The organism is Acidovorax sp. WCS2018Noco2-16 (assembly GCF_031843945.1).
Taxonomy (GTDB): Bacteria; Pseudomonadota; Gammaproteobacteria; order Burkholderiales; family Burkholderiaceae_C; genus Paracidovorax.
This window is the reverse complement of sequence record NZ_JAVTJJ010000002.1, coordinates 667,879-683,059: the sequence shown is the minus strand read 5'-3', so window position 1 is coordinate 683,059 and position 15,181 is coordinate 667,879. Positions and strand designations below refer to the sequence as shown.

15 protein-coding genes are annotated in these 15,181 nt (G+C 67.8%); 12 read left to right on the top strand and 3 right to left on the bottom strand.

Translation table 11 applies throughout. The features are described from left to right. The 10 genes from narJ to RQI28_RS08465 all read left to right on the top strand — a co-directional run bounded on the left by narJ (nt 1) and on the right by RQI28_RS08465 (nt 10,268). The gene (gene narJ, locus RQI28_RS08510) at nt 1-771 is read left to right on the top strand and encodes a nitrate reductase molybdenum cofactor assembly chaperone (protein WP_311222993.1); all 771 of its coding nucleotides are present in this window, start codon (nt 1-3) and stop codon (nt 769-771) included. Beyond that, on the top strand, nt 768-1,547 hold the full coding sequence (narI, locus tag RQI28_RS08505; RefSeq protein WP_311222994.1) for a respiratory nitrate reductase subunit gamma: 780 nt from the start codon (nt 768-770) through the stop codon (nt 1,545-1,547). The genes narJ and narI overlap by 4 nt, the downstream gene beginning before the upstream one ends. A gap of 22 nt (nt 1,548-1,569) precedes the next feature. Continuing rightward, entirely contained in the window at nt 1,570-2,370 is an 801-nt protein-coding gene (locus RQI28_RS08500) for a peptidylprolyl isomerase (protein ID WP_311222995.1), read from the top strand. 35 nt (nt 2,371-2,405) lie between these two features. Continuing rightward, a complete protein-coding gene (locus tag RQI28_RS08495) occupies nt 2,406-3,116 on the top strand; it encodes a carbonic anhydrase (RefSeq protein ID WP_311222996.1) in 711 nt (236 codons plus the stop codon). A gap of 90 nt (nt 3,117-3,206) precedes the next feature. Beyond that, nucleotides 3,207-5,672, top strand: a complete 2,466-nt coding sequence (locus RQI28_RS08490; RefSeq protein WP_311222997.1) for an adenosylcobalamin-dependent ribonucleoside-diphosphate reductase — start codon at nt 3,207-3,209, stop codon at nt 5,670-5,672. Between the two features lie 31 nt (nt 5,673-5,703). After that, entirely contained in the window at nt 5,704-6,351 is a 648-nt protein-coding gene (locus RQI28_RS08485; protein ID WP_311222998.1) for a nitroreductase, read from the top strand. A gap of 58 nt (nt 6,352-6,409) precedes the next feature. After that, entirely contained in the window at nt 6,410-6,832 is a 423-nt protein-coding gene (locus tag RQI28_RS08480) for a ribonucleotide reductase subunit alpha (protein WP_311222999.1), read from the top strand. A gap of 21 nt (nt 6,833-6,853) precedes the next feature. Further along, complete coding sequence (locus tag RQI28_RS08475; protein WP_311223000.1) at nt 6,854-7,423, top strand: hemerythrin domain-containing protein; 570 nt, start codon at nt 6,854-6,856, stop codon at nt 7,421-7,423. 144 nt (nt 7,424-7,567) lie between these two features. After that, the gene (locus tag RQI28_RS08470; RefSeq protein WP_311223001.1) at nt 7,568-8,665 is read left to right on the top strand and encodes an AbrB family transcriptional regulator; all 1,098 of its coding nucleotides are present in this window, start codon (nt 7,568-7,570) and stop codon (nt 8,663-8,665) included. Nucleotides 8,666-8,705: 40 nt separating this feature from the next. Then, on the top strand, nt 8,706-10,268 hold the full coding sequence (locus RQI28_RS08465; protein ID WP_311223002.1) for a Fic family protein: 1,563 nt from the start codon (nt 8,706-8,708) through the stop codon (nt 10,266-10,268). Nucleotides 10,269-10,334: 66 nt separating this feature from the next. On the opposite strand, the gene RQI28_RS08460 is transcribed toward RQI28_RS08465, so the two are convergent. The 3 genes from RQI28_RS08460 to RQI28_RS08450 all read right to left on the bottom strand — a co-directional run bounded on the left by RQI28_RS08460 (nt 10,335) and on the right by RQI28_RS08450 (nt 12,972). Next, the gene (locus RQI28_RS08460; protein WP_311223003.1) at nt 10,335-10,631 is read right to left on the bottom strand and encodes a DUF3567 domain-containing protein; all 297 of its coding nucleotides are present in this window, start codon (nt 10,629-10,631) and stop codon (nt 10,335-10,337) included. Between the two features lie 255 nt (nt 10,632-10,886). Next, nucleotides 10,887-12,149, bottom strand: a complete 1,263-nt coding sequence (locus RQI28_RS08455) for a DUF3108 domain-containing protein (RefSeq protein ID WP_311223004.1) — start codon at nt 12,147-12,149, stop codon at nt 10,887-10,889. A 25-nt stretch (nt 12,150-12,174) separates the two neighbouring features. Beyond that, on the bottom strand, nt 12,175-12,972 hold the full coding sequence (locus RQI28_RS08450; protein ID WP_311223005.1) for an IclR family transcriptional regulator: 798 nt from the start codon (nt 12,970-12,972) through the stop codon (nt 12,175-12,177). A 107-nt stretch (nt 12,973-13,079) separates the two neighbouring features. Between RQI28_RS08450 and RQI28_RS08445 the strand changes: the two genes are divergently transcribed. Beyond that, a complete protein-coding gene (locus tag RQI28_RS08445; protein WP_311223006.1) occupies nt 13,080-14,087 on the top strand; it encodes a fumarylacetoacetate hydrolase family protein in 1,008 nt (335 codons plus the stop codon). After that, nucleotides 14,087-15,118, top strand: coding sequence for a TraB/GumN family protein (locus tag RQI28_RS08440; protein ID WP_311223007.1), 1,032 nt, complete (start codon nt 14,087-14,089; stop codon nt 15,116-15,118). Before RQI28_RS08445 ends, RQI28_RS08440 begins: the two co-directional genes overlap by 1 nt. Nucleotides 15,119-15,181: the final 63 nt, after the last annotated feature.

Here is a 15,181-nt window from a genome sequence, read left to right as displayed (position 1 = left end):
ATGCACGCAACCACCCATGCCGCTACCCACGCGGCCCCTTCGGCTGCGGCCGCTCCGCACAACATCCCGGCCACGCAGCGGGTGGCGGGGCGCCATCCCGGCGCCGTCACCCTGCGCGTGCTGGCGGCCCTGCTCGGCTACCCGGACGCCGATCTGCGCGCCCATCTCTACGAGATCGACGCGCTGCTGGCCGCCGATGGCGTGCTGTCTACCGCCCGCCGCGCGGAGATCGCGGCGTTCGTGCACCAACTGGGCCGGGGCGACACGCTGGAGGTCGAGACCGACTACGTCGAATTGTTCGACCGGGGCCGGGCCACGTCGCTGCACCTGTTCGAGCATGTTCACGGTGATTCGCGCGACCGGGGCCCCGCCATGATCGATCTGGGCGAAACCTACGCCCAGGCCGGGCTGCTGCTCAGCGAAGACGAGCTGCCCGACTACCTGCCGGCCGTGCTGGAGTTCGTCTCTACCCAGCCGCAGCGCGAGGCGCGGGGCTTTCTGGGCGAGATCGCGCACCTGCTCAACGGCATCTTCGGCGCCCTGCGCGAGCGCGGCAGCGGCTATGCCTGCGTGCTCGGCGCCCTGCTGGACCTGGCAGGCCACAAGGCCCAGCAAGTGCCGATCGCCACAGAGCCGCCCATCGACGAGAGCTGGGCCGAACCGATGGCCTTCGATGGCTGCTCCACCGCGGGCCAGGCCAGCCCCGGACAGCCCCAGCCCGTGCGCATCGTGCGCATGCCCAAGAACCCTTCGCAAGGAGCGACGTCATGACCACGTTGCACGGTTTTCTCTTCCAGGTGTACCCCTATGTGTGCTTTGCCGTCTTCGTAGTCGGCAGCCTGATCCGCTTCGACCAGAACCAGTACAGCTGGAAGAGCGATTCATCGCAGATGCTGCGTTCGGGCCTGCTGCGCTGGGGCAGCAACCTGTTTCATTTCGGCGTGCTGTTCCTGTTCTTCGGGCACATGGTGGGCCTGTTCACGCCGCACAGCGTCTACGGCATCTTCATGAGCGCGTCGACCAAGCAGCTGCTGGCGGTGTCCGCCGGCGGCGTGGCAGGGGCCGTCTGCTTCGTGGGGCTGTCGATGCTGCTGTACCGCCGCATCACGGACCCGCGCATTCGCTACACCAGCCACCCCACCGACATTGCCGTGCTGCTGGTGTTGTGGGTGCAGTTGTCGCTGGGACTGCTCACGCTGCCGCAGTCGCTGCAGCACACCGACGGCAGCGCCATGCTGCTGCTGGCCGACTGGGCGCAGCGCATCGTCACCCTGCGGCCGGTGGACGCCACCGCCCTGGCCGGGCTGCACTGGTCCTTCCAGGTGCACATCGTGCTGGGCGTGACGATCTTCCTGCTGTTCCCGTTCAGCCGGCTGGTGCACGTGTGGAGCGGCTTCGGCGCCGTGACCTATCTGTTCCGCCCCCACCAGGTGGTGCGTTCGCGGCGCTTGAACGTGCCAGCCGGCCAGAACCTGCCAGCCCAGCCCAGCGCCGTGCCTTCGCCTACGGTGAAGGGCGCCATCGACAACCCCCGCGCCCGGCGCTGAACGTTTTGCAGGAGCCCATGCCATGAATGCCATTACCCTGACGGCCGCTGCCGTTGCGGCCTCCGTGAACGGCGTGCCGCTGCTCGCCACGGGCGAGACGCTCGCTGCCGAAGAAGTGCGCCAGCGCGCCTGCACCGAGTTGCTGCGCCAGGCCGCGCAGCGCGACGGATTGCTGGTCCAGGACGACCCCGCGCCCGTGGTCGGCGCCGTCAGCGAAGCCGCCAGCGACGCTATCGAACGCTGGCTTGAGCAGCACCTGCAGGTGCCCGAGCCCACCGACGAGGCCTGCCGGCGCCACCACTCGGCCCATGCCGCGCGTTACCGCCAGGGCGAGCGCGTGCGCATGCGGCACGTGCTCTTCGCGGTCACGCCCGGGGTGGACGTGGTTGCGCTGCGCTCGCGCGCAGAGGCCTGCCTGCTGGACGTGCGCTGCTATGACGACACCAGCGGCCCTGGCGTCGACGCTTTTTCTGCCGCTGCGCGCAAGCTCTCCAACTGCCCCAGCGGCGAGCAGGGCGGCGATCTGGGCTGGACGCGTAACGACGAGTGCGCGCCCGAGATGGCGCGCGAGATCTTCGGCCATGCCGAGATCGGCGTGCTGCCGCGCCTGGTGCACAGCCGCTTCGGCCTGCACGTGGTCGAGGTGATGGAGCGCGACCCCGGCGCTGATCTGCCCTACGAATCGGTGCGCGGCGCCGTGCAGCATGCGCTGCGCCAGCAGTCGTGGATCACCGCGCTGCGCCAGTGCATCCAGGTGCTGGCCGCCGAAGCCGACGTGCAGGGCGTGGAACTCGACGAGGCGGCATCGCCGCTCGTTCAGTAACGGCGCCCAAGACAGCCATTGCCATCGCTGCAGGCATGCCCGCTGAACACTTTTCCGCCATGGGGCCTGTGGGCGAAGACGAGCTGCTACAGCGGCTGCAGCGCTTTCATTCCGACTATTTTCCGCTGCATCAGCAGCGCTTTCAGGATCTGGTCGCCGAAGGCCAGCACCCGAAGACGCTGTTCATCGGCTGCTCCGATTCGCGGCTGGTGCCTTACCTGCTGACGGGCGCCGGGCCGGGCGAGCTGTTCATGGTGCGCAACGTAGGCGCCTTCGTGCCGCCCTATGACGGATCGCACGGCCACCATGGCACGGCGGCGGCCATCGAATTCGCGGTGCTCAGCCTGCAGGTCAGCCGCATCATCGTGTGCGGCCACAGCCACTGCGGTGGCATCAAGGCCTTGTATGCCGACGTGCCCGCCGAGGCGCACAACCTGCAGCGCTGGCTGGAACTGGGCCGCGAAGCGGCGCTGCCCGTGCAGCCCAGCCCCGAGGCCCTGCGCCGCACCGAGCAGCGCGCCGTGGTGCTGCAACTGGAGCGCCTGATGGACTACCCCATGGTGCGCCGCCGCGTGCAGGCCGGCCAGGTCAGCCTGCACGGCTGGCATTACGTCATTGAAGATGGAGAAGTGCATGTATTTGACGTGCAACAGGGCGGCTTCGTCGCTGCCTCCAGTGCGCTGCACAGCGGTACCGGCCCCTACCACCCTTATGTGGAACACGATGGCCAGATCCTCGCCGACTGAATGGACATTCGCCCCCGCACCCGCCGGGTCGGGGTGTACAAATACGGCTCGCCGCCCGGGGTGGGTGGCCTCCAGCGGAGCAGCATCGACATGAAACGCGACCCTCATCCCGTCACGCCCGCAGCGGCGGACGTGCTTTCCACCCAACCCATCAGCCTGGACGTGCTGCGCGAGAAGTACCTCAAGGCTGACGAGCAGGACGCCGAGGCGCTGTTCGCCCGCGTGGCCCGCGCGCTGGCCTCGGTCGAGCCCGAAGACCAGCGCGCCCGCCACGAGGCCCTGTTCCTGGCCAACCTGCGTGCCGGCGCGATCGGCGCCGGCCGCATCATGAGCGCGGCGGGCACCGACATCCAGGCCACGCTCATCAACTGCTTCGTGCAGCCGGTGGGCGACTGCATCCAGGGTGTGGACGACGGCGGCTACCCCGGCATCTACGAAGCCCTGCGCGAAGCCGCCGAGACCATGCGGCGCGGCGGTGGCGTGGGCTACGACTTCTCGCGCATCCGCCCGCGCGGCGCCTATGTCAAAGGCACGGCGTCGCAGGCCTCGGGCCCTTGCAGCTACATCAACGTGTTCGACCAGTCCTGCTCCACGGTGGAGAGCGCCGGCGCGCGGCGCGGCGCGCAGATGGGCGTGCTGCGTATCGACCACCCGGACGTGCTGGACTTCATCACCGCCAAGCGCACGCCCGGCCGCTGGAACAACTTCAACGTATCGGTCGGCGTGCCTGGTGAATTCATGGCCGCCGTGGAAGCGGGCGGGCAGTGGCAGCTGATCCACCGTGCGGAGCCTGGCGCGGCGCTCAAGGCGCAGGGCGCGCACCGCCGCGCGGACGGCCAATGGGTCTACCAGACCCTGCCCGCGCGCGAGCTGTGGGACACGGTCATGCAGTCGGCCTACGACTTCGCCGAGCCAGGCATCCTGTTCCTCGATCACATCAACGAAGACAACAACCTGCGCTACTGCGAAGACATCGCTGCGACCAACCCGTGCGGCGAGCAGCCCTTGCCGCCCTATGGATGCTGCGACCTCGGCCCCATCATCCTCACCCGTTTCGTACGCGACCCGTTCGGCGTGCAGGGCGAGGCACCGACCTTCGACTTCAGCGCATTCGAGGCTGCTGTGGCAACCCAGGTACGCGCGCTGGACAACGTGCTTGACGTCACCTTCTGGCCCCTGCCGCAGCAGCGGGAAGAGTCGGCTGCCAAGCGGCGCATCGGCGTGGGCTTCACGGGCATGGGCAACACGCTGGCCATGCTGCGGCTGCGCTACGACCGGCCCGAGGGGCGCGAGATGGCCGTGCGCATCGCACGCAGCCTGCGCGACGCGGCCTATCGCGCATCGGTGGATCTGGCGCGCGAAAAAGGCGCCTTTCCCAAGTTCGACGCCAAGGGCTACCTGGCCGAAGGCACCTTCGCCAGCCGCCTGCCGGCCGAGATCCAGGCGCTGATTCGCCAGCACGGCATTCGCAACAGCCACCTGCTGTCCATCGCGCCGACCGGCACGGTGAGCCTGGCCTTTGCCGACAACGCCTCCAACGGCATCGAACCACCGTTCTCGTGGACGTACACGCGCCGCAAGCGCGAGTCCGACGGCAGCACCAGCGAATATTCGGTGCAAGACCACGCATGGCGCCTGTACCACGCGTTGCTGGGCAAGGCACCTGGCACCGACGTCCCGCTGCCCGAATATTTCGTCTCGGCCCTGGCCATGTCGGCCACCGAGCACATCGCCATGATGGAAGCGGTGCAGCCCTATGTGGACACCGCCATCTCCAAGACGGTGAACGTGCCGGCCGACACCCCTTATGACGAGTTCAAGAGCCTGTATGTGCAAGCCTGGCACGCCGGGCTGAAAGGGTTGGCGACCTACCGGCCCAACACCATCCTGGGATCGGTGCTGGAAGTCATCGCGCCCGCGGCAGCACCTGCCGAAGCGCCCGCATCCGCGCCTGCTTCTGTGCTCATAGACCCACTTCGCACGGTGATCGAAAGCCGTCCCAAAGGCGGCCTCTCCGCCGTGGCGGAAAAGCTCGAATACTGGACGCAGGAAGGCCACAAGACGCTCTATTTGATCGTCTCCTTCCTGCCCGTGCCCGACGGGCGCGGCGGCACGGTGGACCGCGCCATCGAGTTCTTCATGCCCGTGGGCCAGAGCGGCGAGTCGCAGCAGTGGATCACTTCCAGCATGCGGCTTCTGTCGCTGGCCGCACGCGGCGGCTTTCTGGAGCGGGCGTTGTCCGACATGCGCAAGGTCGCATGGGACCGCGGCCCCGTGCGGCTGGGCACTCACCGCAAGGACGACGGCACGCAGGTGCCGCTGTGGCACGAATCGGAGGTCGCCGCCATGGGCTACGCCATTCAGAACATCCTGAGCCTGCGAGCCGCATCGCCCATGCAGCAACAGGTGCTGCCGCTCGACGAGCCGCCGCTGGCCGCTGGCCTACCACCTGCCATGGCCGGCAAGAAGTGCACCGAATGCGGCGCGCATGCGGTCATCCGCAAAGACGGCTGCGACTACTGCACGCAGTGCGGCCACCTGGGAAGCTGCGGCTGAGTCCTCGCCTTCGTTCACCGATCCTTCCTGCATGCCTTCTTCGCACCCAACAGCCCGCATTCCTGAGGCGCCCGATCTGGCCGGCGCGTTGATGCAGGCGCGCCAGACGCTGCTGCCCAAGCGCCTGGGCACGCCTGGCCCCGACGCTGCGCAGCTGGCGTCCATCCTCGGCGCGGCGGCGCATGCGCCCGACCATGGCCGGCTGCAGCCATGGCGATTCGTGCTGGTGCCGCAAGACGCCCGCGCGGCGCTGGGCGAGGCGTTCGCGCAGGCCCTGGTCGAGCGCGACGCCGCAGCCCTGCCCGAGCAGATCGCCCAGGCGCGCGAAAAAGCCGGGCGCGCGCCCGTGCTGTTGCTGGCCGTGGTGGACTCCACCTGCGGCGATCCCGCCATCGATCTGGCCGAACGGCTCATCTCTGCCGGCTGCGCGGTGCAGAACATGCTGCTGATGGCGACGGCGCACGGCTTCGGCTCGGCGCTGACCAGCGGCAAGGCGATGCATTCGCGCGCCCTGCGGCAGCTGTTCGCGCTGGGCGATGCCGAGCAGGCGCTGTGCTTCATCAGCGTGGGCCGCCCGGCTGCGCCCAAGCCGCCGCCGCCACGCCCTGCACCGCAGACCTACCTGTCGACGCTGCAGCCCCAGGGCGGCACCGTGCCGGGCGTGGCGTACGGCGGCTGACGACGCGCTTGGAACGCTGACGATCCATTCTTTCCATCTCCTGACCCACGAGCTTTTCATGCATCTGCCCATTTCCCACTTCGACGATCTGCTAGCCGCCGCGCGCACCCAGCCTGAGCCGCAGCGCCTGCTGCTCGTCTTCGCCGGCGTCGAGCTGCCCGACGACGCCAGCCCTGCCGAGCGCGCCGGGTTTGCCGCAGGCGAGGGCGGCTCCCCCGTTCCGCTGATGTGCGTGGACAAGACGCCCGACGAGATCGGCTCCTTTGCCGCGCTGACCAAGGAGGCTGGCGAAGTCGGCCAGCCCGGGCAGGAATGGGTGCTGGTGTTCACCGCCGCGCTGTCGGGCAAGGCGGGCCGGGCGCCCACCACCGAAGACGCGGGCCCGGCCCTGGACCAGCTGACAGAAGCCGTTCGCATGGGCCTTTTCAGCCAGGCCATTGCCTTCGACCGGCGCGGCGAGCCTGTCCGGTTCGGAGACTGAGTTAAAAAAAAGGCGCAAGCCATGACATCACGTACCGCTGTGCCCGGGCTGCGTTCGCCCGGTGTGGGTTTTGAGCAGCCCTTCGAGATGCTCGAAGCCTGCCACGAACGCGTGCAACGGTCGTTAGACCTGCTGGCCCGGCTCTGCGCCCACGTGCGCTCCCAGGGGGCCGATGATTCCGCTCGTGAGGCCGCTCGCGACGTGCTGCGCTATTTCGACATCGCCGCGCCGCTGCATCATGAAGACGAAGAGCTGCACGTGTTCCCGCCCCTGTTGGCGCACGCGGCCGCCCATCGCGACGATGCGGCTGCGGTCAGCCTGGCGGCCCAGGTGGCGCAACTGCAGCGCGACCACACCACCATGGCCGCTGCCTGGGCGCAAGCCCGCGTGCCGCTCGCTGCCCTGGCAGCGGGCGAGATGGCCGGTTTTGAGCCGTCGCACGAGGCCGCGTTCGACCGCTACATCGCCCTCCACGCCGATCACATCTGCCACGAAGAGGGCGCCGTCTACCCCGCTGCACAGGCGGTGCTGGCACAAAGCACCGTGCAGTCCATGGGGCACGAGATGGCCCGCCGCCGTGGGGCTGTCTAATCGATTGCTATTTAAATAGTAGCTACTAACGCTTTATGGATAAGCGCTAGAGGTCTATTTGACTCATATTTTGTGCAGGGTATCCGCTGCCTGCCCTGCGGTGGGCGCGCGGCGATACTGGGCGGTTTCCGCTGTCCCGTTCCCATGCGTTCTCTGCGACTTGGCTCACTCTGGCCTTACTTCTTTCGCATTGCCTGGACGCTTGCCGCCGCCTTCGCCGCAGCGCAGGCCTGCATCGCGCTGCACACGCCGCTGCCCTGGATGATCGGCCCGCTACTGGCCACCGCGCTGCTGTCCATCGCCGGCGCGCCCACCGACAGCGACCGGCGCCTGCGCAATGCCGGGCAGTGGACCATCGGCACCGCGCTCGGGCTCTATTTCACGCCGCAGGTCGCGGCCCTGGTCGCCAGCCTGTGGTGGGCGATTGCGCTGGGCATCGTCTGGGCGCTGCTGCTGGGCTGGCTGTTCGGCGCTTGGCTGTACCGGCTGCACGCACCGCGCATGCACGGCGTGCCCGCCCCGATGATGCGGGCCACCAGCTACTTCGCCGGGGCCGTGGGCGCCGCGTCGGAGATGACGCTGCTGGCCGAGCGCGAACATGCCCGTACCGACCTGGTGGCCGCCAGCCACAGCCTGCGGCTCATCATCGTCACGCTGACGATTCCCTTCGCGCTGCAGTGGAGCGGCCTGCACGGCCTGGACCTGCTGCCGCCATCGGTGCGAGCGGTGGACGCCGCCGGCCTGGCGCTGCTGGTCGTGCTGACCGGTGCGGGCGCGCTGGCGATGGACCGGCTGCGCCGCGCCAACCCGTGGTTCATGGGCGCGCTGCTGGTGGCCATGGGGCTGTCCATTGCCGGCATCACGCTGTCGGCGGTACCGCAGGCGCTGTTGAATGCGGCGCAGCTGGTGATTGCCGTCAGCCTGGGCGTGCGGTTTCGAGCCGACTTTCTGCACACCGCGCCGCGCTGGCTGGCCTCGGTCGCTATCGGGTCTGTGGTCTTGATGCTGCTGTGCGGCGCCTTTGCCGCGCTGCTGGCCTGGTCGACAGGACAGCATTGGGTGACCATGGTGCTGAGCACTGCACCGGGCGGCATCGCAGAAATGTCGATCACCGCCAAGGTGCTGCAACTGGGCGTGCCGGTGGTGACGGCCTTTCAGGTGTGCCGCTTGATCGCGGTGTTGCTGCTGGTGGCGCCGATGTATCGGCTGATCTACGGACGAAACCACTCGCAGCCTGACTGATAGTGAGAGCGTGGGAGGCCCATGCTAGATTCTGCCGGCCATGTCCCAGCCCTTGCCTTCCAAGCTGCCCATCAATCTGCTCGATCTGCTGCAGCAGCGCACGGTGGAGGGCGAGCGTATTGAGTACAAAGAAGGCTGGAATCCAGACGCCATCCTTCGCACGCTGTGTGCATTCGCCAACGACTTTGAAAACCTGGGCGGCGGCTATGTGGTGATCGGGCAGGACTGTGATGTCGATGGCCTGCCCATCTTTCCTCCCAAAGGATTGGCATCCAATCAACTGGACAAGATCCAGCGGGAACTGCTTGCCGCGTGCCAGCTGATACAGCCGCCTTACTTTCCTTTGCTGAGCCTGGAGGTCGTGCAAGACCGGAGCCTGATAGTGCTTTGGGCGCCGGGCGGGCAAAACCGGCCCTACAAGGCGCCTGAAGCGGTAACCGCCAAGCACAAGGTGTGGCACGCCTACGTTCGCCGGTACAGCAGCACCGTGCAGGCCAAGGGCGAAATCGAGCAGGAATTGTTGAGCCTTACGGCCAAGGTGCCGTGGGACGACCGGTTCCACCAGTCGGCGCCTTTGACTTCGCTGTCCCGGCCTTTGATGCGCTCGTTCTTGCAGGAGGTGGACAGCGCGTTAGCCGACGAAGCGGGAGATCTGTCGATAGAAGCGCTCGGCAGTCAGATGAACATCGTCGGAGGCCCTGCAGAGTCTCCCTGGCCCAAGAACGTCGGGCTGTTGTTCTTCAGTGAAAAGCCCGCTGACTTCTTCCCTGGGGCTCAAGTGGATGTGGTGGCTTTCCCTGAAGGGCCAGGCGGCGATGCCATTATCGAGAAGCCGTTCAAGGGGCCGCTGGCACGCACGGTGCGCGAAGCACTCGACTACCTGCAGCGCAACTATCTGCACGAGACGATTACCAAGCACCCGCACTCGGCGCAGGCGACACGGTTCTGGAATTTCCCGTTCGCTGCCGTGGAAGAGGCCTTGGTGAATGCGGTGTATCACCGCAGTTATGAAATTCAGGAGCCTGTGGAAGTTCGCATCAGCCCGGACGAGCTGGTGATACTGAGCTTTCCCGGCCCGGATCGTTCTGTGCGGTTGCAAGATCTGCAGGCGGGCCGCGCCGTCAGCCGCCGCTACCGGAATCGGCGCATCGGTGAGTTTCTGAAGGAACTCAAGCTCACCGAAGGACGCGCCACGGGCATTCCGAAAATCCTCAAGGCCATGCGCGTTAATGGATCGCCGGCACCGACGTTCGAAACCGATGAGGAGCGCTCATCCTTCGTTGTGCGACTGCCGGTACATCCTTTGGTGACGCATAAAGCCTTCACCGCGGAAGTCACCGCGGAAGTCACCGCGGAAGTCACCACGGAAGTCGATCGACTATTGAAGGTTTTGAAGGGGGACATGTCCCGCGCTGCGCTGCAAGACGCATTGGGACTCAAGCACGCGGAGCACTTTCGCCGCGCTTACCTGACGCCGGCCATGGCACAAGGCTGGGTGGAGATGACGATGCCCGACAAGCCGAACAGCAGAAGCCAACGCTACCGAGTCACGGCTTCGGGGGCTCGATGGGTCCAACAAACCGGAACCGACAGCGAGTCCTGACGTTTCTTGGGCGTATCGCCAGTGTGTGCCGCCGGTCGGAAGAGTTCAGCCCTCCCGGCCTTCCGGTCAGTGAACGATGACCGGGTTTTGCGCCAAACCCGCATAGCCGTCGAGCGTGTCGTCCACTTCTTCCTGCGTGGGCGTCTCGCGCTGCCAGGCCAGGATCTGTTCCTGGAACATCTCGGCCCAGGAGCCGTCGAGGTAAACCTCTTTGCCAGAGCGCTTGTCCACGATCTCGAAACCATGGCGGGCGAGCTGGGGCACCAGCGGCGAGGCGGCGGAGGATGAGTCTGCCTCGGCCTGGGCGGCGTCCGGTTGCATGTGGACCACCACGAAAGATTCGGAGTCGTAGAGCATGTGCATGGCGTTCCCTCGTTCAGTGCTTTGCATTGCATTCACGGAAAAAGCCGTCGGCCCCGGCGGGACCGCTGCGATTTCAGTACCACTCAGATGGCAGCCTCCGGGTGGAGTTCAAGCCCCGCATTCGGGGTCACTGCTGGAACACAGTATTTCACGGAAAGCGCGGCGTTTTGGGCTCAAGGGGCTTGGGCGGCCGTGATTCGGCGCGGCGTCCGACGCGAGGGTGGCTGCAGGCGCACAGTTCGCTGCGCATAGACGTCAGGGCGCCTCGTTTTCGCGCAGGGCCAGGTCGGCAAAGTCCCCGTTCGACTGGGTGATGCGAATGCGTACCGGCAGGTAGCCCAGACCGGTGCCCAGCCACAGCTCGGCCTTCTGGTCGCGATCGCGGTCGCTGCGGGGCAGGCGCTGCAGCTTCAGTGCCGGGGTGGGGCCGATAGGCAGCTCCAGCGTCTCAGTGCCTTCCACGGTGAAGGCCCAGCGGTCGGCATTGCGCGCGCCCACCGTGGTCACGGTGATCTGCGTGCCGGGAGGGTAGCGGTCGGGGGCCGCGGCCAGCAGTGCACCCAGCTGGATGAACACGCTCAGGCGATCCTGCGCACCCGCGCCGATGGGCGCACTGGGCGTGTTGGCGCTGAACGTGGCGACGTGGCCTTCGTGATCGAAATGCGCCGCCTGCTCGCTGCGGGATCGGTCACCGAAGCGCACCGGCTGCAGGCCCTGGGGCGTGAGGCGTCCGGTGCTGGTCTGCGAGCGCGAACCCAGCAAGAACGCTTTGACCTCCTGGCGCGCCTCGTAGGTGGCACCGAGATTGCGCCACAGCAGTTCGGCATTGGCGTTGTAGTGAAAGCGCTTGGCTTCGCCGGTCACCTCGAATCGCAGGCGGGCCGATGCGGGCAGGCGCACTGGCGGCGCCTCGGCTTCGGCGGTGGGTCGTGCGGTGCCCGGTGCCTGAATGGTGATGCCGGCACCGGTGTCTTCGCTGGCCGGCTTGTCTGCCACGGTGGTCGATGCGGGTGTTGCTGGGCTGGAGGCCGTGGCTGCGGCTGTGGAAGCCGCCGCGACAGGTGCGGAGGCCGTGGGCGCAGGGGCTGGCGCTGCAGCAGAAGTCGCATCAGCGAGTGCGGCCGTGTTCGCGTCGTCCGGGAGTGCCAGCCCCTCCTCGCCTGAAGGGCTGGCGATCGATGTCGCCATGTCAGCGGCTGCCGGCTGCGGTGATTCCGTGGGCTCCACCGCAGGCGTCGGTGCGGGGGGCGGGGCCGGTGGACGCGGCGCCGGCCGTGGCCGTGGGGCGGGCGGGCGCTGCGCCTTGGTCGGTGCAGGCTGCTTTGCTTTGGCGGGCGCAGCCAGGACTGGTGCGGGAGGAGCAGGTGGCGGCGCAGGCGGCTCCACCGTGCGCGTCTGGAACGCCAGCCGCTGCGGCGCTGCGCCGGCTGCAGAGCCGCCCAGCGGCAGATGCCGCAGTGCCAGCAGGTGCAGCGCCAGCACGGCGCAGACCAGGGCCAGCAGCACGCGGCGCGGCATCAGCTAAGGGCTCCGGCTGCGCGCCTCAGCGCCTTGGGCTGGCGTCATCGGCACGCCCCAGGTCGCTCGACAAGCGCAGGGCGGCTTCGCGCAGCGGGGTTTCCACGGCGCCGTCCCAGGCCGGGTCGAACGTGGCGATGGAGCCCAGCGTGGTGATGCCCAGCGCCAGGTGCCCGTCGGCATCGAACACCGGCGCGCAGAAGGCGACGATGCCGGGCAGCAATGTGTCCACCACACGGGCGCAGCCACGCTCGCGCACCTCCTGCAGCAGCGCGTCGACAGCGGCGTCGTCGGTGGGCAGGTCGGTGCGGCCCAGGCGGGCGGCGTGTTGCAGTTCGTCCTGCACCAGACCAGCGGTGGCTTCGCGCGGCAGATAGGCCGCAAAGCAGCGGCCTGTGGCGGACGACAGCAGCGGCATCACATCGCCCAGCCGCAGGTTGGCGGTGACGGCCTGGGCGGACTCTTCCCAGTGCACGATGGTCGGCCCCCGGTTGCCCCACACGGCCAGCGCCAGCGTGTGGCCCACGGCTTCCATCAGGTCGGGAATGCGTTCGCGGGCCAGCTTCATCGCGTCCAGCCGCGCCAGCGACGCCAGGCCCAGCTTCAGCGCGGCCGGCCCCAGGTCGTAGCGGGCGGTGCGCGCGTCCTGCACCACCAGGCCCAGCCGTTGAAAGCTCACCAGATAGCGGTGCGCCTTGGCCGCGCTCATGCCGGCCGTGGCGGCCAGGTCTTTCAGCATGAGCGGGCCGCGCGCGCGGGTCAGCCCGTCCAGCAGCGCGAACCCTACTTCCACCGACTGGATGCCGGCCCGTTCCTTGTCCATCTGCACTAGAATTTGTGAGTTCTGTTTAGTTAAATCAATTAACCCATTCGTAATTCGTGGTCGGCAAAGCGGCTGACCACGGAGATCGGAGACAAGGAGCGCAAGGCATGAAACTCGCCACTTACAAGGATGGTTCCCGTGACGGCCAACTGGTGGTCGTCTCCCGCGATCTGGGTTCGGCCCATTATGCGACCGGCATCGCCAGCCGCCTGCAGCAGGTGCTGGACGACTGGAACTTCCTCGCGCCCCAGCTGCAGGACCTGTACGACCAGCTTAACGCCGGCCGCGCGCGCCACGCGTTTCCGTTTGACGCCGCCCAGTGCATGGCCCCGCTGCCGCGCGCCTACCAATGGGCCGACGGCTCTGCTTACATCAACCACGTCGAACTGGTGCGAAAAGCCCGCAACTCCGAGGTGCCCGAGAGCTTCTACACCGACCCGCTGATGTACCAGGGCGGCAGCGACGACTTCATCGGCCCGCGCGACGACGTGATCGTGCCCAGCGAGGCGATGGGCATCGACTTCGAGGCCGAGGTCGCCGTCATCACCGGCGACGTGAAGATGGGCGTCAGCCCCGAACAGGCGCTGGACGGCATTCGCCTGGTGATGATTGCCAACGACGTCTCCTTGCGCAACCTGATCCCGGCCGAGCTGGCCAAGGGCTTCGGCTTTCTGCAGGCCAAGCCCGCCACCGCCTTCAGCCCGGTCGCCGTCACGCTCGATGAGCTGGGCGCTGCCTGGCAGGGCGGCCGTCTGCACCTCACGCTCGAATCGACCTGGAACGGCCGCAAGGTCGGCCAGTGCGAAGCCGGCCCGGAGATGACCTTTCACTTCGGCCAGCTGATCGCCCACATCGCCAAGACGCGCAACGTGCGCGCAGGCTCCATCGTGGGCAGCGGCACCGTCAGCAACCAGGGCGTGCAGCAGGGCGACCGCATGGTCTGGCCCAAGGGCTACAGCTGCATTGCCGAACAGCGCTGCATCGAAACCATTCAAAGCGGAAAGCCCACCACCGAATTCATGAAGTTCGGCGACACCATCCGCATCGAGATGAAGAACGCCGCAGGGCAAAGCCTGTTCGGCGCCATCGACCAGGCCATCGCGGCGCCGGTCTGATGCGCCGCCTGCTGGGCAGACTGCTGCGGGGCTGCGCGCTGGTGCTGCCTCTGTGGGCCACCGCCGCTGTTGCAGCTGGCCCCAGCCAGGACGCCGCGTGCCCGCCCACCCCGCAACCCGTTAACGAACAGGCGCTCTCCGAGCTGGCCCGCACCGTGCAGGACCGCGGCCTGCTGTGGCGGCTTGAGCGCGACGGCCGCACCAGTTGGCTCTACGGCACGCTGCACGTGGCGCGGCGCGACTGGCTTTTGCCCGGCCCCACTGTGCGCAACGCGCTGCGCAGCGCCGACGTGCTGGCGCTGGAACTCAATGTGCTGGATACGGCGGTGATGGAGACGCTCACGCAGGCCATGCGCGCGCGGCCGGGCGCGCCGCCGCTGCCTACGGAAGTGGCGCGCCGGCTGGCGGCCCAGCGGCAGGTGGCCTGCGTGGACGACGCGGTGAAGGCGCTGCGCCCAGAGGCCCAATTGCTCACCCTGGCCACGCTGACAGCCCGGCGCGAAGGGTTCGACCCTGCCTACGGCATCGACCCCTGGCTTGCCGTGGCCGCGTCATCCATCGGCAAACCCATCATCGGCCTGGAGACGCCCGAGCAGCAGCTGCGCGAAATACTCTCCGACGACCCCGCGCAGGTGGCCGACATGGTGCGCAGCGGGCTCGAGCAGCTCGAGCGCGGCGATGCCGGCGCGCAAGCCGCCCAACTGGCCAACGCCTGGGCCGACGGCCGGCTGGAGCGGCTGGAAACCTACCCCGCCTGGTGCCGCTGCCTCGAGACGCCCGCTGATCGGGCGCTCTACGACCGCCTGCTGGACGGGCGCAACCCCGGCATGGCCCGCGCGATTGCGGCGCAGCACGCCAGCGGGCGCAGCGTGTTCGCCGCCGTAGGTGCGCTGCACATGACCGGCCCCCAGGGCCTGCCTGCGCTGCTGGCGGCGCAGGGGTTTCGCGTCGAGCGGGTAGTGTTCCCGCTGGCCCGGCCTCCCACCCTGGCGCCAGCAGATTCCAAGCCAAAAGTGCCGCTAGCGCAATAACAGCAAGCGCTTCATGCTATCGAAGAAGTAGCAGATCGCTGATGTCCAACCAGCATTCATACC